The organism is Massilia sp. NP310 (assembly GCF_019443485.1).
GTDB lineage: Bacteria > Pseudomonadota > Gammaproteobacteria > Burkholderiales > Burkholderiaceae_D > Telluria > Telluria timonae.
In genome coordinates this window covers 2,097,680-2,117,732 of the sequence record NZ_CP080379.1, presented here as the reverse complement: position 1 = coordinate 2,117,732, position 20,053 = coordinate 2,097,680, and the positions used below count along the sequence as shown (strand labels likewise).

14 protein-coding genes and 6 tRNA genes are annotated in these 20,053 nt (G+C 67.4%); 14 read left to right on the top strand and 6 right to left on the bottom strand.

What is annotated here, in order from left to right:
* Position 1: 1 nt before the first annotated feature.
* From atpG to KY496_RS09115, 3 genes are read left to right on the top strand one after another with little or no spacing between them, the layout of a single operon-like run.
* Complete coding sequence (gene atpG / locus KY496_RS09125) at positions 2-871, top strand: F0F1 ATP synthase subunit gamma (protein ID WP_005666697.1); 870 nt, start codon at positions 2-4, stop codon at positions 869-871.
* Between the two features lie 11 nt (positions 872-882).
* Positions 883-1,308, top strand: a complete 426-nt coding sequence (locus tag KY496_RS09120; RefSeq protein WP_219864549.1) for a F0F1 ATP synthase subunit epsilon — start codon at positions 883-885, stop codon at positions 1,306-1,308.
* Position 1,309: 1 nt separating this feature from the next.
* A complete protein-coding gene (locus KY496_RS09115) occupies positions 1,310-1,873 on the top strand; it encodes a GNAT family N-acetyltransferase (RefSeq protein WP_219864548.1) in 564 nt (187 codons plus the stop codon).
* 10 nt (positions 1,874-1,883) lie between these two features.
* On the opposite strand, the gene KY496_RS09110 is transcribed toward KY496_RS09115, so the two are convergent.
* From KY496_RS09110 to metG, 6 genes are all read right to left on the bottom strand, one after another.
* The gene (locus tag KY496_RS09110) at positions 1,884-2,648 is read right to left on the bottom strand and encodes a flagellar brake protein (RefSeq protein WP_219864547.1); all 765 of its coding nucleotides are present in this window, start codon (positions 2,646-2,648) and stop codon (positions 1,884-1,886) included.
* Between the two features lie 103 nt (positions 2,649-2,751).
* Positions 2,752-3,591 carry a pantoate--beta-alanine ligase gene (gene panC, locus KY496_RS09105; RefSeq protein WP_219864546.1) on the bottom strand — a complete coding sequence of 280 codons (840 nt, stop codon included), beginning with the start codon at positions 3,589-3,591 and terminating at the stop codon, positions 2,752-2,754.
* 26 nt (positions 3,592-3,617) lie between these two features.
* Entirely contained in the window at positions 3,618-4,484 is an 867-nt protein-coding gene (locus KY496_RS09100) for a ScpA family protein (protein ID WP_219864545.1), read from the bottom strand.
* Positions 4,485-4,500: 16 nt separating this feature from the next.
* Positions 4,501-4,710, bottom strand: coding sequence for a DUF3460 family protein (locus KY496_RS09095; protein WP_005666706.1), 210 nt, complete (start codon positions 4,708-4,710; stop codon positions 4,501-4,503).
* 76 nt (positions 4,711-4,786) lie between these two features.
* Positions 4,787-6,103: a hypothetical protein gene (locus tag KY496_RS09090; protein WP_219864544.1), complete on the bottom strand. Its 1,317-nt coding sequence runs from the start codon at positions 6,101-6,103 to the stop codon at positions 4,787-4,789.
* A gap of 163 nt (positions 6,104-6,266) precedes the next feature.
* Positions 6,267-8,408 carry a methionine--tRNA ligase gene (gene metG / locus KY496_RS09085; RefSeq protein WP_219864543.1) on the bottom strand — a complete coding sequence of 714 codons (2,142 nt, stop codon included), beginning with the start codon at positions 8,406-8,408 and terminating at the stop codon, positions 6,267-6,269.
* Positions 8,409-8,559: 151 nt separating this feature from the next.
* On the opposite strand from metG, the gene apbC reads away from it, so the two are divergent.
* The 11 genes from apbC to KY496_RS09030 all read left to right on the top strand — a co-directional run bounded on the left by apbC (position 8,560) and on the right by KY496_RS09030 (position 19,981).
* Positions 8,560-9,648 carry an iron-sulfur cluster carrier protein ApbC gene (gene apbC / locus KY496_RS09080; protein WP_005666710.1) on the top strand — a complete coding sequence of 363 codons (1,089 nt, stop codon included), beginning with the start codon at positions 8,560-8,562 and terminating at the stop codon, positions 9,646-9,648.
* 223 nt (positions 9,649-9,871) lie between these two features.
* Positions 9,872-12,460, top strand: a complete 2,589-nt coding sequence (locus KY496_RS09075) for a diguanylate cyclase domain-containing protein (protein ID WP_219864542.1) — start codon at positions 9,872-9,874, stop codon at positions 12,458-12,460.
* The gene (locus KY496_RS09070; RefSeq protein WP_219864541.1) at positions 12,450-13,823 is read left to right on the top strand and encodes an aminotransferase class I/II-fold pyridoxal phosphate-dependent enzyme; all 1,374 of its coding nucleotides are present in this window, start codon (positions 12,450-12,452) and stop codon (positions 13,821-13,823) included. Before KY496_RS09075 ends, KY496_RS09070 begins: the two co-directional genes overlap by 11 nt.
* Positions 13,816-17,457 carry an AMP-binding protein gene (locus KY496_RS09065; RefSeq protein ID WP_219864540.1) on the top strand — a complete coding sequence of 1,214 codons (3,642 nt, stop codon included), beginning with the start codon at positions 13,816-13,818 and terminating at the stop codon, positions 17,455-17,457. Before KY496_RS09070 ends, KY496_RS09065 begins: the two co-directional genes overlap by 8 nt.
* 63 nt (positions 17,458-17,520) lie before the next feature.
* Positions 17,521-18,912, top strand: a complete 1,392-nt coding sequence (gene gltX, locus KY496_RS09060; protein ID WP_219864539.1) for a glutamate--tRNA ligase — start codon at positions 17,521-17,523, stop codon at positions 18,910-18,912.
* Between the two features lie 234 nt (positions 18,913-19,146).
* Positions 19,147-19,222 (top strand) — tRNA-Ala (locus KY496_RS09055).
* Positions 19,223-19,278: 56 nt separating this feature from the next.
* Positions 19,279-19,354: transfer RNA gene (locus KY496_RS09050), tRNA-Glu, on the top strand.
* A gap of 87 nt (positions 19,355-19,441) precedes the next feature.
* A tRNA-Ala gene (locus tag KY496_RS09045) sits at positions 19,442-19,517 on the top strand.
* A gap of 40 nt (positions 19,518-19,557) precedes the next feature.
* A tRNA-Glu gene (locus KY496_RS09040) sits at positions 19,558-19,633 on the top strand.
* 75 nt (positions 19,634-19,708) lie between these two features.
* A tRNA-Glu gene (locus tag KY496_RS09035) sits at positions 19,709-19,784 on the top strand.
* Between the two features lie 121 nt (positions 19,785-19,905).
* Positions 19,906-19,981 (top strand) — tRNA-Glu (locus KY496_RS09030).
* The last annotated feature ends 72 nt before the right edge of the window (positions 19,982-20,053 follow it).

The window sequence follows — 20,053 nt, the reverse complement described above, 5'->3', positions numbered from 1 at the left end:
CATGGCTGGGGGCAAGGAAATACGCGACAAGATCAAGAGCGTGGAAAGCACCAGGAAGATCACCAAGGCGATGGAGATGGTCGCCACGTCCAAGATGCGCAAGGCGCAGGAACGGATGCGCGCCGCGCGTCCCTATGTGCGCAAGATCCGCAACATCACGGGTCATCTGGCCGAGGCGAGCCCCGAATACAGCCATCCTTTTCTCATCACGCACAGCGAGGGCAAGCGGGTCGGCTTCATCGTGGTCACGACCGACAAGGGCCTGTGCGGCGCCATGAACACCAATATCCTGCGCACCGTGACGCAGGCCATGCGCGAACACCAGGAACGCGGCATCGGCAGCGACCTGGTCGTCATCGGCAACCGGGGACTGTCCTTCATGAACCGCATCGGCGCCAGGGTGGTCGCGCATGCCGTGCAACTGGGCGACACCCCGCACCTCGAACGGCTGCTGGGCCCGGCCAAGGTGCTGCTCGACGCCTACCAGAACGCGCAGGTCGACGCGATTCACCTGTGCTACACGAAGTTCATCAATTCGATGAGCCAGCAAGCGGTCATCGAGCAGCTGGTGCCGCTGGTTCCGGAAAACGTGCGGGCCGAACGGGGCACGCATGGCTGGTACTACCTGTACGAGCCCGAACCGGCCCAGGTGATCGACGACCTGCTGATCCGTTATGTCGAGGCGCTGATCTACCAGGCCGTGGCCGAAAGCTTCGCGTCCGAGAATTCGGCGCGCAGGATGGCGATGAAGGCGGCCAGCGACAACGCGGCCAGCATCATCGACGACCTCAAGCTGGTCTACAACAAGACGCGCCAGGCGGCGATCACGAAGGAACTGTCCGAGATCGTCTCCGGCGCGGCGGCGGTCTGAGCGAGAACATCATGGCAACTCCTACGATCCACGCCAGCGTCGTCTCGGCCGAGGAAGGGGTGTTCGAGGGCGACGCGGAGTTCGTCGCGCTGCCCGGCGAAAGCGGCGAGCTCGGCATCTATCCCACGCATACGCCCCTGATGACACGGATCCGGCCGGGGGCGGTGCGCATCAAGGTGCCGGGGCAGGAGGACGAAGAACTGGTGTTCGTCGCCGGCGGCATCCTGGAAGTGCAGCCGTACGAGGTCACGGTGCTGGCGGACACCGCCATCCGCGGACGCGACCTGGACGAAGCCAGCGCGAACGAGGCGCGCAGGCAGGCCGAAGAGGCGCTGCGCAACCGGGACACCAAGATCGACTACGCCAAGGCGCAGTCGGAACTGGCGATCGCGATTGCGCAAATCCAGACCCTGTCGCGGCAAAAGAAACGGCGCTGAGATGCAGGACGACCCACCTGGCAGGGCGGGGCTGCCGGCCCTGGTACAACTGCGCGACGGCCGCACGGTCTGGCTGCGCAAGATCCGGACGCAGGACGAAGACGAACTGCGCGACGCCTTCCATCGGCTGTCGGCGGATTCGCGCTACGCGCGCTTCATGATGCCGGTGCGCGAGCCGTCGCCCGCCATGCTGGCGGCGGCGACGCGCCCACACCCGGACCATGACCTGGCGCTGGTCGCCGTCAGCGGGGAGGGCGGGCCAGACTGGGACATCGTCGCGGGCGCGCGCTATGTCGGCGCGCAGGGCGTTGATACCTGCGAGTTCGCCGTCACCGTCGCCGACGACTGGCACGGACTCGGCCTGGCGCGGCGCTTGCTGGAGATACTCATTGCGCAGGCAACCGCGCGCGGATTGCGCTGCATGGAGGGGTATGTGCTTGCGGCCAACACGCCGATGCGGCGGCTGGCCAGGCGCCTGGGCTTCGTCGACCGGCAATGCGACGACGACGCCACGCTGCGGGTGGTCAGGCTGGACCTGGCCGGCGGCGTCGCCGACGCAGGATAGAGGGCGCGGGTCAGCGCGCCGGGGTGCGGCGCTCGCTGGTCAGGAAGCGCTCCAGCGTCTGCTGCATCTGCATCGAGATGCTGCAAAAGCTGCAGCCGATCTGCACCTGCTCGCCGAGCAGGAAGGTGCGGAACGGGCGCATCAGGCGCACTTCGAGGTCGGCCGTGATGACCAGCGCCGGCCCGAGTTCGAGCCGCACGCCGATCAGTTTCTTGCCCACGTGTAGCCCGAAACACTGTTCGGGCGTGGCGCGCATGCCGACGCCGCCCTGGGAAAAATCGTAGAGCGGCAGTTCGTACAGGCGGCCCGACAGGCCGAAGCTGGCGCTGTAGTTGGCGCCGACCGGGGTCTCGACCCGGCGCGCCGAGCGCCGGTTCAGCACCAGGCAGTGTTCCGGGAAGGTCGCCGGCACCAGGTGCGGCTGGCCGGGCAGGCTGTCCCAGTCGCTTTCGAGTTCGAATTGCAGCTTGGCGTTGCCGCCGATCGCGCTGACGAAGGTGGCGTGGTGGGTCATCGGCAATTCACTGCCAGTGAAATCCAGCACGAAGTGTGGCAACTCCGGATCGACCGACTCGATCCGCACCAGGATCGGCTCCTGGATGCCGGAATAGACGGTCACCGGATCGCCGCTGAGCGACAGGGCGGTCAAGGCTTCGCCGATGTCGAAAGGATCCGACATCTGGTGTGGCGCGGCATTGCCGGGAATGCGGCTCAAGAGGTCGGAAGACTTTGGCGGGCCCTTGCGGGCAATGGCGACGGCATCGGAGACGTTCACGGCGGGGTCCTGGACGTGATTGTAAAATGCTGCTGCACGGGAGTATAACCCTCTTTGCAATCTTGTTGCAATCCGGAAATCAATCGTGCAGCATTGGCATCGATCAAATTTCCAGGTTATCGATGAGGCGGGTGGCGCCCAACTTGGCCGCCGCCAGCACCACGAGCGGCTCGCCGCGCTCCAGGTCGGCAGCTTCCGGCGCCTGCAGGTCGATGCGCTTGCGCACCGAAACATAGTCCGGTTTCCAGCCGCGGCCGGCCAGGGCCGCCATCGCGCGTGCTTCGACGGCTTCGATGTCGCGCTCGCCGCTGCGGATGGTGTCGGCCACTACGTTCAGGTGCTGGTACAGCACCGGGGCTTCGGCCCGCTCGTCGCTCGAGAGGTAACCGTTGCGCGAGGACAGGGCCAGGCCGTCCTCGGCGCGGAAAGTCTCGGCGCCGATGATTTCGGTCGGCAGGGCGAACTGGCGCGCCATATTACGAACGATCATCAATTGCTGGTAATCCTTCTTGCCGAACACGGCCACGCGCGGCTGCACGCAGGAGAACAGCTTGGTCACGACGGTGCACACGCCCTCGAAGAAGCCGGGGCGGAACTCGCCTTCCAGCGTATTGCCCAGGCCTTCCGGCGGACGCACGCGGTATTCCTGCGGCTCCGGATACAGATCCTTCTCGGTCGGCGCGAACAGCACGTAGACGCCTTCTTTTTCCAGCTTGGCCACGTCTTCCTGGAAGGTGCGCGGGTATTTATCGAAATCCTCGTTGGGGCCGAACTGCAGGCGGTTGACGAAGATCGAGGCGACCACCGGGTCGCCGTGACGGCGCGCCAGGCGCATCAGCGACAGGTGGCCTTCGTGCAGATTGCCCATTGTCGGCACGAAGGCGGTGCGCAGCTGGCCGCGCAACTGGTCGCGCAATTCGTCAATGGAAGAAATGATTTTCATGGTGAACGGATGAGAATAAACCGGCATCAAGCCGGCGAATAGGCGAGACGCACGTAGATCGGTGCAAAGGGCTCGGCCTGGGTAATTTCGATCAGTGTTTCTTTCGCCAGTTCGAGCATGGCGACAAAATGGACGACCACGATCGGGACCGTGTGCTGGCCCGCGAACAGGTCGCCGAACTCGACGAAGCGCTCCGATTGCAGGGTGCGCAGGATGGCCGACATATGCTCGCGCACCGACAATTCCTGGCGCCCGATCCGGTGGTGCTGGGTCAGCTTGGCGCGGCGCAGCACGTCGAGCCAGGCGCGCTGCAAGTCCCAGGGATCGACGTCGGGCAGGGCGGTGTGCAGGCCTTGTTCCACGAACAGTTGCGGGCGCACGAAGTCCCGGCCTTCTTGCGGCACATTGCCAAGCGCGACGGCCGCGGACTTGATCTGCTCGTAGTCCAGCAGGCGGCGCACCAGTTCGGCGCGCGGGTCGCCGACGTCCTCGACCAGGTCGTCCTGGCGCTTCGGCAGCAGCATGCGGGATTTGATCTCGATCAGCATCGCAGCCATCAACAAGTATTCCGCCGCCAACTCGAGGTTGCTCTTGCGGATCTGTTCCACGTATTCCAGGTATTGCAGGGTCACCTGCGCCATCGGGATGTCGAGGATGTTGAAGTTCTGCTTGCGGATCAGGTACAGCAGCAGGTCGAGCGGACCTTCGAAGGCGTCGAGGAAGATCTCGAGCGCGTCGGGCGGGATGTACAGGTCGTTGGGCAGGCGCGTCAGCGGTTCGCCATACAGGCGCGCGATCGCGGCGTCTTCCGGCGAGGATGGCGCGGCATGCTGGTCATCCACGGCGGCTTCCAGAGGGATATCCTCCCCCTCGGCCGCCCCCTGGGGCATCATGCGCGCGCTCCTGGCCTCAGACCTTGGTCTGGTACGGGTAGGCCTGCTGGCGCAGGCGCGATTCCTGGATGCGGGCCTGCTCGTCGAGCGAGACCGGCTCCTTGTCCCACAGCAGGGCGCGGCCGGCGACCTGGCCTGCGTCCAGGTGCGGATTCTGCTTCTTCAGCTCCGAGATGAACTTGGTGTGCTCGGATTCGTACATCACGTGTTTTTTCGAGAAGATCATGGTTCGCTTAAGATAAATGACGGCTGGTTGCCGGCGACGGGCAGATTCTTCTGCCACCCGCCGCCGGCGTCAAGTCTTACTTGTGCAACTCGTTCAGCTGGCGGGCGATGATGTCGTGGTTGAGCCACAGTACCGGCGCGATTTTTTCCGACGCGCCATGGAACATCAACGGGCCGGCGCCTTCCAGCACCAGGCTCGACAGGTGATCGGTGATCAGCGCCTTCTTGTCCTTGTGCAGGCCGGTGATGGCTTCCGAGGTGCCGATCATGACGTCGGCCAGCTCCGGGGTGTTGTCCATCGGCCAGGCTTCGAAGTTGCGGAAGGTGGCGCTGGTCGCATCGTTATTGTACCCCTCGATGGTGTCGAGCAACTGTTGCAGCGAGGTGCCTTCGCCCAGCAGCTCTTCGCAGATGCGCCACTGCTCGTCGGCCCAGGCGCCGCCGCCTTCCTTCTTCAGCGCGCGCAGCAGCGGGAACAGCGACAGCTCGACGCCGACGAAGATGTCGGACGAGTTGGTGCGGATCTCCGGGCAGTTGAACACGGTCGCGAAGGTGCCGTTCTTCCAGGCCGCTTCAGCGATCGATTCCAGGCGCATCTTGGCGTAGCCCTGGGTGTAGTTGGTGTAGGTCTGCCACTGGTACTTGTCCTCGATGAGGATCTCGGTGCCGTGGTAGCCGTAGGCGGTGTAGCGCACTTCGCCGCCAGCTTGCGTCACGCGCTCGCGGATCGCGCTAGACGCGTCGATCAGGTACTTGAGCGTGTTGGCCGAGACTTCGTCGAAGTTCATCAGGATCAGCTTGCCCAGGTCGCTGTCGAGCAGGGCGCGCGACGACATGAAGCGCTCGCCGCGGCCTTTGTAGATGCGGTTGGCGATGGCCAGGAAGGCCTTGATCTTCGGGATGCCGCCGGCCATCGTGTGGGCGAAGAAGACGTTGGCGCCTTCCGGCACCAGCTTGTCGATCTCCGCCATCACGGTCGCGGCCGAGCCGGTGAAGCGGGCCACTCCGGCGGCGCGGCAGCGCTCGATGCGTTCCCAGTCCAGCTTTTCTTCCTGCCAGTTCTTCAGGGTGATACCGGACAGCATTTCGGTCGGGTTCTGTTCGCCTTCCGGGGCGTCCATGTCGAAGCCGGCCATCAGCGGCACGTTGATGATGCGGCCGCCCAGTTTCTCTTCCGCCTCGGCCAGTTCTTCGTCGTTCAGGGCGCGCAGGGCGCCGCTGTCGTCGCGGCGACCCACGGTGACGCCGACGATGGTCATGCCGGCGGCGCGCGCCTGGTCGATCAGGCCGTTCACATAGCCGCGGCCGAACAGTTCGCCGAACAGGACGAAGACGTCGCCCTTACGGAACACATTGGCTTCTGGGATATGGCGGAGAGGAGTCAAATCGGTCATATTATTAGCTACCTATCAAAAGAGTTTGTGGCGGCGTTTTGTCATATTTAAAACATGGCATTGTACACACACGCCACAAGCTCGGGAATGCTTCCCGAGACTTGCATGAGGCCGCTCTACGACCAGCCGTGCCGGTGGTAGAGCGACCTCATGCCTTAACAATTCAGCGGATACGCATGCCCGGCGTCGCGCCCGGCATCGGGTCCAGCAGGTACAGGCCCGGGTTCGTTTTCTCGTCGGCGCTCGAGGCGCACAGTACCATGCCTTCCGAGACGCCGAATTTCATCTTGCGCGGCGCCAGGTTGGCGACCAGCACGGTCAGCTTGCCGATCAGGTCTTCCGGCTGGTAGGCCGACTTGATGCCCGAGAACACATTGCGGTGACGGCCTTCGCCCACGTCCAGGGTCAGGCGCAGCAGCTTGCTCGAGCCCTCCACATGTTCGCAGTTGACGATCTTGGCCACGCGCAGGTCGATCTTGGTGAAGTCGTCGATCGAGATTTCCGGGGCCAGGGCTTCGATGTCGCTGTCGCCGGCCGACTCGGCCTGCGGTGCTTGCGTTGCCTCAGCCTTCGGCGCCGGTGCAGGAACCGCGGCAGGCGCAGGCTTGTCGAACAGGTTCTCGACCATCTTGGCATCGACGCGCTGCATCAGGTGCGCATAGGCGCCGATGGTGCGGCCGAGCATGGTTTCGTAGACGGCGGCGCCATGGGTGTCGGCCCAGCTCAGTTCTGCATCGCCCAGGAATTCCGTCACGCGCGCCGCCACGTTCGGCAGCACCGGCGCCAGCATGATGGTCAGCTGGCGGAACAGGATGAGCGCCGTGGTGCACACGTCGTGCAATTCCGCGGTTTTGGTTTCATCCTTGGCCAGCAGCCAGGGCTTGTGCTCGTCGACGTACTGGTTGATGACGTCGGCGATTTCCATGATCTCGCGCAGGGCGCGGCCATATTCGCGCGCCTCGAAGGCGGCGGCGATGCTGGTCTGGCGCTCGGCGCCGTCCGCCATCAGGGCCTTGCAGATGGTGTCGCGGGCGGTCTGCGACAGACTGTCGGCCAGCTTGCCGTCGAAGCGCTTGGCGACGAAGCCGGCGCAGCGGCTGGCGATATTGACATATTTGCCGATCAGGTCGCTGTTCACGCGGGCCACGAAGTCGTCGCCATTGAAGTCCAGGTCTTCGACCTTGGCGTTGAGCTTAAAGGCCAGGTAGTAGCGCAGCCACTCCGGGTTCATGCCCAGCTCCAGGTAGCGCAGCGGCGAAATGCCGGTGCCGCGCGACTTGGACATCTTTTCGTTATTGACGGTCAGGTGGCCGTGCACCGCGACCTTCAGCTTGTCGATGATCGGGTGGCCCGAGAAATTCAGCATGGCCGGCCAGAACAGCAGGTGGAACGAGACGATGTCCTTGCCGATGAAGTGCAGCTGTTCGGCGTCGGGGTCGTTCAGGAAGGCGTCGAAGTCCTTGCCTTGCTTCTCGAAATAGTTCTTCAGGCTGGCCAGGTAGCCGACCGGCGCGTCCAGCCACACGTAGAAGAATTTACCCGGCGCATCCGGAATCGGAATGCCGAAGTAGGGCGCGTCGCGCGAGATGTCCCAGTCGGCCAGCTTCTCGCCTTCTTCGCCCAGCCATTCCGACACCTTGTTGACCATCTCGGGCTGCAGGCGGCCCGGGGTGTTCAGCCATTCCTTCAGGAACTGGAAGCAGCGCGGGTCGGACAGCTTGAAGAAATATTGCTCGGACGGCTTCAGCACCGGGGTCGAGCCGGTGAACACCGAGAACGGGTTGATCAGTTCGGTCGGCTGGTAGGCGGCGCCGCACACTTCGCAGTTGTCGCCGTACTGGTCCTTGGCGTGGCACACCGGGCACTCGCCCTTGATGTTGCGGTCGGCCAGGAACATGCCCTTGGCGGTGTCGTAGAAGCGGTCGACGGTCTTGGTGACGATCAGGCCGGCATCACGCAGCTTGCGGTAGATGCCCTGCGACAGTTCGACGTTTTCCGGCGAATCGGTCGAATACCAGTTGTCGAAGGCGATATGGAAGCCGTTCAGGTATTGCGGGCGGCCGGCGGCGATCTTGGCCACGAATTCCTGCGGCGTGATGCCTTCCTTCTCGGCCGCGATCATGATCGGCGTGCCGTGGGTATCGTCGGCGCAGACGAAATGCACCTCGCGTTGCGTACCATTGTCGCGCTGCATTCGCTGGAAGCGCACCCAGATGTCGGCCTGGATGTATTCCATCATGTGGCCGATATGGAAGGCAGCATTGGCGTAGGGCAGTGCGGTGGTGACGAACAGCTTGCGGGTCATGGTGTCGAAACGCTCGGGTTATATGAAAAGAAGCATTTTACCAGTGGATGGCCCTGCGCGCTCAGGGGGTATTGCCCGGTTTTGCGTCCATCGGCCCAGCAAGCCGGCCGTTTTGCGCTACACTTCGCCCCAATATCATCCGGAGAGCACCATGAGCATCACTGAGAACGACGTCAAGACCGCTTTGTCGGAAGTCATCGATCCTAACACCCAAAAAGACTTTGTCACGACCAAGTCGGTCAAGAACATCAAGATCGAAGGCGGCCAGGTCACCTTCGAGCTGGAGCTGGGTTACCCGGCCGCCAGCCAGGTCGAAATGTTGCGCGGCATGGCCGCCGCCGCCGTGCTGGAACTGCCCGGCGTCGAAGGCGTCGCCATCCGCGCCTACAGCAAGATCGTGTCGCACACCGTGCAGCGCGGCATGAAGGTCATGCCGAACGTCAAGAACATCATCGCCGTCGCCTCGGGCAAGGGTGGCGTTGGCAAATCGACCACGGCCGTCAACCTGGCCCTGGCCCTGGCCGCCGAGGGCGCCAGCGTCGGCATGCTCGACGCCGACATCTACGGCCCATCGCAGCCGATGATGCTGGGCGTGTCCGGCCGTCCGGTCAGCCACGACAACAAGAGCATGGAGCCGCTCGAGAACCACGGCATCCAGGTGTCGTCGGTCGGCTTCATGATCGATCCGGACGAGCCGATGGTATGGCGCGGCCCGATGGCCAGCGGCGCCCTGCAGCAGTTGCTCGAGCAAACCAACTGGCGCGACCTGGACTACCTGATCGTCGACATGCCGCCGGGCACCGGCGACATCCAGCTGACGCTGTCGCAGAAAGTGCCGGTCACCGGCGCCGTGATCGTCACCACCCCGCAAGACATCGCCCTGCTCGACGCGCGCAAGGGCCTCAAGATGTTCGAGAAGGTCGGCATCCCGATCCTGGGCGTGGTCGAGAACATGAGCACCCACACCTGCTCCAACTGCGGCCACACCGAAGCGATCTTCGGCCATGGCGGCGGCGAAAAGATGTGCGCCGACTTCGGCATCGATTTCCTGGGCGCGCTGCCGCTGACCATGGCGATCCGCGAACAGGCCGACGCCGGCCGTCCGACCGTGGTCGCCGATCCGGAGGGCCAGGTCGCTGCCGTCTACAAGCAGATCGCGCGCAAGGTCGCGGTCAAGATCGCCGAAAAGGCAAAGGACATGAGCAGCAAGTTCCCGAGCATCGTCGTCAAGAACGACTGACGCGAGTCGGGGCGCCAAGCCCCGCTCCACTCCCTCCCGCCGACGCGCGCCAGCACCTTGTTGTTGGCGCGCGTCATTCATTTCGCATCCCGAAACTGCGCCGATCGGTCAGCATTTTCCTGCTAACTATCTGTTTGAAAATAAAGTCGTTAGGAAATTCCCTACCTACACTCTGACCTTGAGCGACCACCGCACGGGTGTGCAAACGGGTATTGGGAATCACATGGACGACGACAGCACACAGCGGTGGAGCGGGCGCTACCTGGGCGTCGCGCACCGCTTCATCCCCGCCGCGCTGCAGCAGGACGCGGCCCAGGCGGCGCGCGCCGGCAACGTGGTGAATGCGGCGGTAATGGCCGGCACCGCCGGGCCGCTGTACGCGCTCGCCTACTGGCTGCTGGGCCTGGAGACGGCCGCGGTCGAGATCCTGCTGTGCTGCGCGGTGATGCTGTCGGCGCCGCCGGTGTTGCGCCTGACCGGCAGCGCGGTGGCGGCGCGCGAAGTGTTCCTGTGCGCGCTGTTCTTCAATTTCAGCTGGCTCAGCTGGCACCTGGGCGGCATCGTCTCGCCCACCGTCAGCTGGCTGATCACGGGGCCGGTGGTGGCCATGTTCCTGGGTGGGAAGCGCTGCGCCGGCTTCTGGCTGGCCATGAGCTGCGCCAGCGCCACCCTGATCTACCTGCTGGAGGCCAACGGCCTGGCCCAGCCGCTGACGCCGCGGACCGACATGCCGCTGCTGCACCTGGTGTGCGACCTCGGCCTGTACGTCGTGGTGCTGGTGTTCGTGCTGCTGTTCGAGTTGACCAAGAACGACGGCTTTTCGCGCCTGCGCCAGGCCCTGGCCACCATCAACGAGCTGGCGATCCGCGATGAGCTGACCGGCATCCATAACCGCCGCTTCCTGCTCGACCTCGTGGAAAAGGAAAAGGAGCGCGCCGACCGCAACGGCAGCGAGTTCTGCCTGTGCCTGTTCGACATCGATTTCTTCAAGCGCATCAACGACACCTATGGCCACGCGGCCGGCGACGCCGTGCTGCGCGACTTCGCCCGCACGGTGCAGGAGCAGCTGCGCGCGCTCGACGCCTTCGGGCGCTATGGCGGAGAAGAGTTCCTGCTGATGCTGCCCGAGACGCCGGCCGCGAGCGCGATCGCGCTGGCCGAACGGGTGCGCGGCGCGGTCGAAGGCCTGCGCTGCCTTGACGCGGAGCGCACCATCACGCTGACGGTGTCGGCCGGCGTGGCCGAGTACCGGCTGGGCGAGAAGGTGGCGCAAACCATCGTGCGCGCCGACCAGGCCCTGTACCTGGCCAAGTCGGGCGGCCGCAACCGGGTGCTGTGCCATGGCGAGGATGGGCCGGCCGAAGTGGCGAAAAGCCTGGGCGCGCCGGTCACCGACGCCCGTGCGCCGCTGGACGGCGCCGACGGCTTCCAGCGCGACCAGCTGACGGGCCTCTTGAACCGGCGCCTGCTGCGCGACCGCCTGCGCCATGCGATGGACCGCGCGCGCCGCAACGGCCGCCTGGTGGCGCTGCTCCTGCTGAACATCAACCGCTTCAAGGAAGTCAACGACGCGCTCGGCTACGAGGCCGGCGACATCCTGCTGCACCAGGCCGGCGGCGCGATCCGGCGCTGCCTGCGCGACTGCGACACGGTGGCGCGCTGGGGCGGCGACGAATTCGTGGCGCTGCTGGAAGACCTGGGCAGCCAGGCCGACGCCCAGCTGGTGGCCGACAAGATCCTCGACCGCTTCACGGCGCCGCTGACGGTCGCGGGACGCGATTGTTACGTGACGCTGGCGGTCGGGATCGCCCTCTATCCGGCGCCGGACTGCGACGTCGACGCGCTGCTCAAGCGCGCCGACATCGCGATGCGCAGCGCCAAGGGCTGGGGCCAGAACATCGTGCGCTTCTATGCGGGCAGCGGCGGCGCCGCCGCCGGCGCGCTGGCGCCGCCGCAGAGCGAGCGCCTGGCGCTGAAGAACGGCTTGCGCGACGCCCTGGCCCAGGGCCAGCTGTTCATCGAATACCAGCCGCAGGTCGAGCTGCGCGAGCGGCGCGTGATCGGGGTCGAGGCGCTGGTGCGCTGGCAGCATCCGGCGTACGGCCGGATCGACCCGGGCCGCTTCATCCCGCTGGCCGAGGAGACCGGGATGATCGTCCCGATCGGCGAGTGGGTGCTGCGCTGCGCCTGCCTGCAGAACCGCGCCTGGCACGCCGCCGGCCTGCCGGAGATAAAGACCGCGGTCAACCTGTCGGCGCGCCAGCTGCGCGAGCCGGGCCTGGCCGGGCGCATGCTGGCCATCCTGGCCGAGACCGGAATGCCGCCCGCGTGCCTTGATCTCGAGATCACCGAAGGCATCCTGATCGAGGACCTGGCGGCCAACTGCGCCGTGGTTAACCAGTTGCGCCGCGCCGGCGTGCTGGTCTCGATCGACGATTTCGGCACCGGCTATTCGAGCCTGAACTACCTGTGCGAGCTGCCGGTGGACATCCTCAAGATGGATGGCCTGTTCGTGCGCCGTCTGGGCGCCGCCAGCGGCCGCGCGCGCGCCTACGCCGTCGCCGACAGCATCGTGGCGATGGCGCACCGCCTTGGCCTTTCGGTGATCGCCGAGTCGGTCGAGACGCCGGAGCAGCTGGGCGACCTGTGCGCGATGGGCGTCGACGCCGCCCAGGGTTACCTGTTCGACCGGCCGCTGGCGCCCGAGCTGGTGGCGGCGCTGCTGGGGCGCCAGCAGCGCGAGTGCGCCGACGACACGCTCGCGCCAACCCGCATTCTTGAATCCGTAGCTGGAGGACGCCGTGCAGAATGAATCGATTCCCTTCGACCCGGTGCGCGACCCGGCGGCCCTGGGCGCTTCCGGCGCCCTGGACGGCAACGTCGCCCAGTACGCCCAGCCGCGCGGGCGTGACCTGCTGCGCCGCGGCGGCGCGCTCGACGCCTGGGTGCAGCTGCGCGCCCGCCACGGCGTCTGGCCCTACGGCAGGGTGCTGATCGGCGCGCCCGGTCCGCTGGCGAGCGTGGCCGACGATGGCGCCTCGCCCGCGCGCGGCATCAATTTCGCGTCCCAGGACTACCTGTCGCTGGCCGCCCATCCGGCGGTGCACGAGGCGGCGCGGCGCGCGCTGCACGACGCCGGGCCGCACAGCGCCGGCTCGGCCGTCCTGCTGGGCAATACCCGCCATTCGCAGGCGCTGGAAAGCGCGCTCGGCGAGCTGCTGGGCCTCGACCAGCTGGTGCTGTTCCCGACCGGCTGGGCGGCGGCCTTCGGCGTGATCACGGCCCTGGTGCACTCGTTCGACCACGTGGTGATCGACGCCCTGGCCCACGCCTCGCTGCGCCAGGGCGCGGCCTGCGCCACCCGCAACGTGCTGGTGCACCGCCACCTCGACTGCGACCACGTGCGCGAGCTGCTGGCGCGGATCCGCGCGCTGGACGCGGTCAATGGCATCCTGGTGGTGACCGAGGGGCTGTTCAGCATGGACGCGGACAGCCCCGACCTGCCGTTGCTGCAGCACCTGTGCCGCGAATACGGCGCGACCCTGCTGGTCGACGTGGCGCATGACCTGGGCGCGCTGGGGCCGGGCGGCGGCGGGGTGGTGGCCAGCCAGCGCATGCAGGGACGGATCGACATCGTGATGGGCAGCTTTTCCAAGACCTTCGCCACCAACGGCGGCTTCGTCGCCTGCGCCAGCCAGGGGGCGCGGCGCCAGTTGCAGCTGTACGCCGGGCCGCACATGTTCTCGAACGCGCTGCCGCCGATGCAGGCGGCGGTGGCGTTGGAAAGCCTGCGCATCGTCGCCTCGAGCGAGGGCGACGGGCTGCGCGCCGACCTGTTGCGCAACGCGGTCGAGCTGCGCGCGCTGCTGGCCTGTTCTGGCCTGCATTGCCTGGGCGAGCCGTCGCCGATCGTGCCGGTGTGGACCGGCCTGGAAAGCGCGGCGCGCGTGGCCGGCATGCTGGTGGCGCGCGATTCGGTGTTCGTCAACCCGGTCGAGTTTCCCGGCGTGCCGCTCGGCGCGGCGCGGCTGCGGCTGCAGCTGATGGCCCAGCACACGCCGGCCCAGCTGCGGCGCGGCGCCAGCCTGGTCGCCAATGCCTGCGGCCGCGCCGGCGCCGGCGCCTTCGTCGGCAAGTCGCCGCGCGAGACCTACCAGGAGCGCTATCGTGGCTGAGAGCGAGCCGCTGCAGGCGGCTTTCGTCCTGCGCCAGCTGGAACGCCACGCGCGCAGCGCGCCCGAACGCGTCGCCTTCACCTTCCTGCGCGAGGACGGGCGCGAGGAATCCCTCAGCAATGGCGAGCTGGCCGCGCGCGTCGAGGCGCTGGCCGGGGTGCTGGCGCGCGAGGCTGCGCCGGGCGAACGGGCATTGCTGCTGTATCCGCCCGGCCTGGCCTTCGTGACCGCCTTCTTCGCCTGCCTGCGCGCCGGCCTGGTGGCGGTGCCGGCCCCGCTGCCGCGCCGCAACGGCGGCGAGCGGCATCTGCGCGCGTTGCTGGTCGACGCCGATCCGGCGCTGGCGCTGGCCCTGCGCGAGGCCGCGCCCGGGCTGGCCTTCGTGATGGATGGCGGCCGTACGCGCCTGCTGTGCACCGATGCGCTGCAAGGAGTGCCGACGCAGTTGCCCATGACTGCGCCCGATGCGCTGGCCTTCATCCAGTACACCTCCGGCTCCACCATGGCGCCGCGCGGCGTCGAGGTGGGACATGCCAGCCTGGCCACCAACGTCGCCATGATCCGCGCCGCTTTCGGCTTCGACGCCGACAGCGTCATGGTGAGCTGGTTGCCGCCGTTCCACGACATGGGCCTGGTGGGCAGCATCGTCACGCCGGTCAGCGTGGGCTTTCGCTCGGTCCTGATGGCGCCCGCGACCTTCCTGCGCCAGCCGCAGCGCTGGCTGGAGGCGATCCATGCCTACCGCGCCACCTGCGCCGGCGCGCCCGATTTCGCCTGGGACCTGTGCGCGCGCCGCGCCACGCAGGAAGACAAGGCCCGGCTCGACCTGTCCTGCCTGACGGTGGCGTACAACGGCGCCGAGCCGGTGCGCGCGGCCACCGTGCGCCGCCTGTTCGCGGCCTTCGCCGAGTGCGGCTTGCGGCCCGGCGCGATTTTCCCCTGCTACGGCCTGGCCGAGCACACCCTGCTGGCGGCGGGCGGTCCGCGCGGGCAGGCGCCGCGCACCTTCGCCCTCAGCCAGTCGCGGCTCGAGGCGGGCCAGGTGCGCGAGGCCGACCGCAGCGACCCCGATGCGCGCGAACTGGTGAGCTGCGGCCCGCCGGCGCCGGGCGTGGACCTGCTGGCGGTCGATCCGGACAGCTGCCGTCCGGCGGGCCCTGGCCGGGTCGGCGAGATCTGGCTGGCCGGACCCGCGGTGGCGCGCGGCTACCGCAACGCGCCTTTCGTGGCGCAGGCCGCTTTCGAGGCCAGGCTGGCGGACGGCGCCGGACCCTGGCTGCGCACCGGCGACCTGGGCTTCGTGCGCGACGGCGAGCTGTACATCACCGGGCGCCTGAAGGACCTGGTGATCGTCAATGGCCGCAATATCTATCCGCAGGACGTCGAGATGCTGGTGGAAGAGGTGGCCGGTTTCCTGGAGCCGAACCGCTGCGCGGTGTTCGGCGTCGACGACGGCGGCCAGGAACGGCTGGCGATCGTGCTCGAAGCCGACCGCCGCCTGGTGCGCATCGCCCGGCGCGGGCGCGGCGACGCCGCCAGCCTGGCCCAGCTCGACGCGCTGGTCGGACGCATCCGCAGCGCGGTGGCCAGCCGCTTCGGCACCACGGTCGAACTGCTGGCGCTGGTGCGGCCCGGATCCTTCCCGCGCACCAGCAGCGGCAAGGTGCAGCGCGCGCTGTGTCGCGCGCTGGCCGCGCGCGAGGAACTGGACGTGGTGTACGCGGCGCGGTATCCGGAGCGCGAACTGCATCCGCGCCGTCGCAGCAGCGACGGGCGCGACCCGAGCGCCGCCGAGCAGAGCCGGCGCACGGCGGGCGAGATGCGCGACTGGCTGCGGCGCTGGGCGCCGCGCCGGCTCGACTCGCGCCTGATGGATGAGCGCCGCACGATGCCGCCGCACGTCCTGCTCGACCTGGGCAATCACGGCTTTCTCGGCATGCAGGCGCCGCTCGCCCTGGGCGGCAAGGCGCTGGCGACCGGCGACCTGCTGCGCCTGATGGAGCAGCTGGCCGCGATCGACCTGACCCTGGCGACGGCGGTCGGGGTGCACAACGGCCTGGGGCTGCGGCCGGTGCTGCGCTTCGCGCCCGAGCGCCTGCGCGCGGCGGTGGCGCCGCACCTGGCCGGCGGGCGCCAGCTGGCCGCGTTCGCGCTGACCGAGCCGGCGGCGGGCGCCAATCCGCTGGCGATGCGCACCCGCGCCCAGCGCTGCCCAGGGGGCTGGCGCCTGAATGGCGACAAGCACCTGATCGGCCTGGCCAACTGGGCCGGCTGGATCACGGTGGTGGCGCGCGCGCTGGACGAGCAGGGGATGGCGCTGGGAACGGTCGCGCTGCTGCTGCCGGACGACGCGCCGGACCTGCGCCAGGACGCCGAGGCGCTGACCATGGGCATGCGCGCCATGGTCCAGAACGCGCTGCGCTTCGACGACGTGTTCGTGCCCGACACCCACGTGCTGGGCCAGCCAGGCGCCGGCATGGAGGTGGCGCGCGACGCGATGGCCTTCGCCCGGCTCGGCATCGGCGCGCTGTGCGTGGGCGGCATGAAGCGCTGCGCCCAGCTGATGCTGCGCTACGCCAGCCGGCGCGAGGTGGCGGGCGGGCGCCTGCTCGAGCATCCGGTGACCCTGGCGCGGCTGGACGGCCTGACAAGCGCGATCGACGCGCTCGAGGCGCTGGTGCGCGCGCTCGGCGCCTACGACGATCGGGGCGGCGCTCATGGGGCCCAGGGCGCCCGCGGCGGCCTGCCGCAGGAAGCCTGCATGGCCTGCAAGTGCGTGGCCTCGGAGCTGCTGTGGGAGGCGGCCGACATGCTGATGCAGCTGCTGGGCGGGCGCGGCTACCTGGAGCCGAGCCTGGCGCCGCTCCTGATGCGCGACGCGCGCGTGATGCGCATCCTGGAAGGGCCGACCGAGGCGCTGTACGTGCACCTGGGCGCCGGCGCGCTGGACGGCGGCTGCCTGGCGTTCGCCGCCGACGTGCTGGACGGGGCGGACGTGGCGCAGCAGGCGCGCGCGGCGCTGCTGGAGGCCGGCGCGACCTGCCCGGGCTATGCGGCCGGCGAACTGTGCGCCTGGACCCTGCTGGTGGCAGCCTGCGGCGACGGCCCGGCGGCCCCCTGGGCGCGGCGCCGCTGGTCGGCGTTGCGGGCGCAGCTCAAGCATGGCGCGCCGGCGGCGCCGGCGACCCTGGCGGCGCGCATCGACGCCTATGCCGACGCGATCGGCACGCCGGACCAGGAGGCGGCGGGGGAGGGCCGTGAGCGCGATCCGCTGCTGGAACCCGGCTGGGCGCCCGGCGCCGGGGAGGCGGCCGCGCGCGCGTCCGTTCCCGCGCCGGCGAAAATGGAGGCGCCGGCGCCGGCCGGCCTGGAGGACACCCGGGCGCTGGTGCGGCGCTGCCTGCTGTACGGGCTGGATGGCGGCGTCGAGACGCTGGGCGACGACCAGCCCTTCGCCGAGGTGGGACTGGATTCGCTGTCGGCGATGCCGGTGGCCCTGGAGCTCGAGCGCCAGACCGGGATGACGATCAATGCCGAGCTGTTGTATGAATACCAGACGGTGGCGCAGCTGGCCGCCTATCTCGACGCCAGGCGGGCGGCGGGGACGGCGCAGGAAGGGGCGGCGGGCGGCTGACCGATGCAGCCGCGCGCAGGGCGACGGGGTAAAATACGCTCTTTTACCTGATTGCTTTCTGCCATGACCGTTCGCACCCGATTCGCTCCCAGCCCGACCGGCTACCTCCACCTGGGCGGCGCGCGCACCGCGCTGTATTCCTGGGCCTATGCCCGCCACTTCGGCGGCACCTTCATCCTGCGCATCGAGGACACCGACCTCGAACGGTCGACGCCGGAAGCGGTGCAGGCGATCCTGGACGGCATGAAGTGGCTGGGCCTGGAGCACGACGAAGGCCCGTTCTACCAGATGCAGCGCATGGACCGCTATCGCGAGGTGGTCAAGGGCATGCTGGACGCCGGCACCGCCTATCTGTGCTACTGCTCGCCGGAAGAAGTCGAGGCGATGCGCGAGCGCATGCGCGCGGCCGGCGAAAAGCCGCGCTACGACGGCACCTGGCGTCCGGAGCTGGGCAAGACCCTGCCCGCCGTGCCTGAAGGCGTCAAGCCGGTGGTGCGCTTCAAGAACCCGCTCGACGGCGAAGTGACCTGGACGGACGTGGTCAAAGGGCCGATCACGATCGGCAACAAGGAGCTGGACGACCTGGTCATCGCGCGTCCGGACGGCACGCCGACCTATAACTTCTGCGTCGCGGTCGACGACTGGGACATGAAGATCACCCACGTGCTGCGCGGCGACGACCACGTCAACAACACCCCGCGCCAGATCAACATCCTGCGCGCGCTCGGCGCCGAGCTGCCGCAGTACGGCCACCTGCCGATGATCCTGGGCGCCGACGGCCAGAAGCTGTCCAAGCGCCACGGCGCGGTGAGCGTGATGGAATATCCGGAGCAGGGCTATCTGCCGGAAGCAATGCTGAACTACCTGGCGCGCCTGGGCTGGAGCCACGGCGACGACGAGATCTTCTCGATGCAGCAGTTCACCGAGTGGTTCAACCTGGAACACCTGACCGCATCGGCGGCCCAGTTCAACCCCGAAAAGCTGGGCTGGCTGAACAACCACTATATCAAGCAGACCGACAACGAGCGCCTGGCGCAGCTGGCGCTGCCGAAGCTGGAGCGCGACGGCGCGCGCTTCGATGGCGCCCCGGCGCTGCCGACCGTGCTGGGCCTGATGAAGGAGCGCGTCAACACGATCAACGAGCTGGCCGATGCGGCGATGTTGTTCTACCGCGATCCGCAGCCGGATCCTGAATTGCTGGCCCTGCACCTGACCGACGCCGTGCGCGCCGCGCTGGGCACTTTTGCAGAGCGCTCTGCCACCGTGGACTGGAACAAGGCGGCGCTGGCGGCCATGCTCAAGGAAGTGCTGGCCGCCCACAGCCTCAAGATGCCGCAACTGGCCATGCCGCTGCGCCTGCTGTTGACGGGCCAGCTGCAGACGCCGGCGATCGATGCGGTGCTGGAACTGTTCGGGCGTGACGTCGTGCTGGCGCGCGTGCAGAAGGGCTTGTAATACATCGCGTGTCCGGGACGCACTGTAGGGTGGACGGGTTCCCCGTCCACGCGGTGATGGTTGGCAGCGAGATCATCCGGCGCGATAGCGGCGCCGATAGCGATCACCGCGTCGGCGGAAAGACCCGCCGACCCACCGCAAGACAAGACGTTGAATGGCGCCGAACACAAACGCTAAAAACGGACTTTGCGAAATGCAAGGTCGTCCTATATAATGCTCGCACTTCAGCGCTGCGGGGGTATAGCTCAGCTGGGAGAGCGCTTGCATGGCATGCAAGAGGTCAGCGGTTCGATCCCGCTTACCTCCACCAACTCTGAAGTGGCAGTAAGGTAGTAGAGCAGTAAAAGCAGTAAGCGGTTGTTCCCGGTCCCTATCGTCTAGAGGCCTAGGACATCACCCTTTCACGGTGAGTACCGGGGTTCGAATCCCCGTGGGGACGCCAGGCAACTGGCAAGAATGACCGGACGAAGGCAGCGCAAGCGGCACTAGTCGAAGCAGTAACAGTGTAGTAAAATGTTGTTTTCTCGTAGGGGGTATAGCTCAGCTGGGAGAGCGCTTGCATGGCATGCAAGAGGTCAGCGGTTCGATCCCGCTTACCTCCACCACGATGGAAAGCAGCAGTTGGCAGTATCGGAAGTTACTAGGGTCCCTATCGTCTAGAGGCCTAGGACATCACCCTTTCACGGTGAGTACCGGGGTTCGAATCCCCGTGGGGACGCCAAGAATTTGGCAATGCGCCGCGCCAGCGGCGGCGCATGGCAAGGTAGTCGGTAGTTTAAGTTTTGTGCAGTTTTAGGTCCCCATCGTCTAGAGGCCTAGGACATCACCCTTTCACGGTGAGTACCGGGGTTCGAATCCCCGTGGGGACGCCAGCTTAAAACCGGAGTAGACCAACGCGCATGCGCGGAGAGGTGCTCCGGTTTTTCTATTGTGCCGGCAGAAGTGCGCCCGCATGGGCGGCGTGGTAGTAGAGTAGCAGCAATACAGTTTTAGGTCCCCATCGTCTAGAGGCCTAGGACATCACCCTTTCACGGTGAGTACCGGGGTTCGAATCCCCGTGGGGACGCCAATACAGAAAGCCGGAGCCGGCCGCGACAGCGGGGCTCCGGTTTTTCTTTTGTGGCCTGCGTGCGGTGATGTG

Coding starts and splice junctions, on each gene's coding strand:
- atpG (WP_005666697.1), top strand. CDS start 2: ATGGCTGGGGGCAAGGAAATACGCGACAAGATCAAGAGCGTGGAAAGC.
- KY496_RS09120 (WP_219864549.1), top strand. CDS start 883: ATGGCAACTCCTACGATCCACGCCAGCGTCGTCTCGGCCGAGGAAGGG.
- KY496_RS09115 (WP_219864548.1), top strand. CDS start 1,310: ATGCAGGACGACCCACCTGGCAGGGCGGGGCTGCCGGCCCTGGTACAA.
- panC (WP_219864546.1), bottom strand. CDS start 3,591: ATGAAAATCATTTCTTCCATTGACGAATTGCGCGACCAGTTGCGCGGC.
- KY496_RS09100 (WP_219864545.1), bottom strand. CDS start 4,484: ATGATGCCCCAGGGGGCGGCCGAGGGGGAGGATATCCCTCTGGAAGCC.
- KY496_RS09095 (WP_005666706.1), bottom strand. CDS start 4,710: ATGATCTTCTCGAAAAAACACGTGATGTACGAATCCGAGCACACCAAG.
- KY496_RS09090 (WP_219864544.1), bottom strand. CDS start 6,103: ATGACCGATTTGACTCCTCTCCGCCATATCCCAGAAGCCAATGTGTTC.
- metG (WP_219864543.1), bottom strand. CDS start 8,408: ATGACCCGCAAGCTGTTCGTCACCACCGCACTGCCCTACGCCAATGCT.
- apbC (WP_005666710.1), top strand. CDS start 8,560: ATGAGCATCACTGAGAACGACGTCAAGACCGCTTTGTCGGAAGTCATC.
- KY496_RS09075 (WP_219864542.1), top strand. CDS start 9,872: ATGGACGACGACAGCACACAGCGGTGGAGCGGGCGCTACCTGGGCGTC.
- gltX (WP_219864539.1), top strand. CDS start 17,521: ATGACCGTTCGCACCCGATTCGCTCCCAGCCCGACCGGCTACCTCCAC.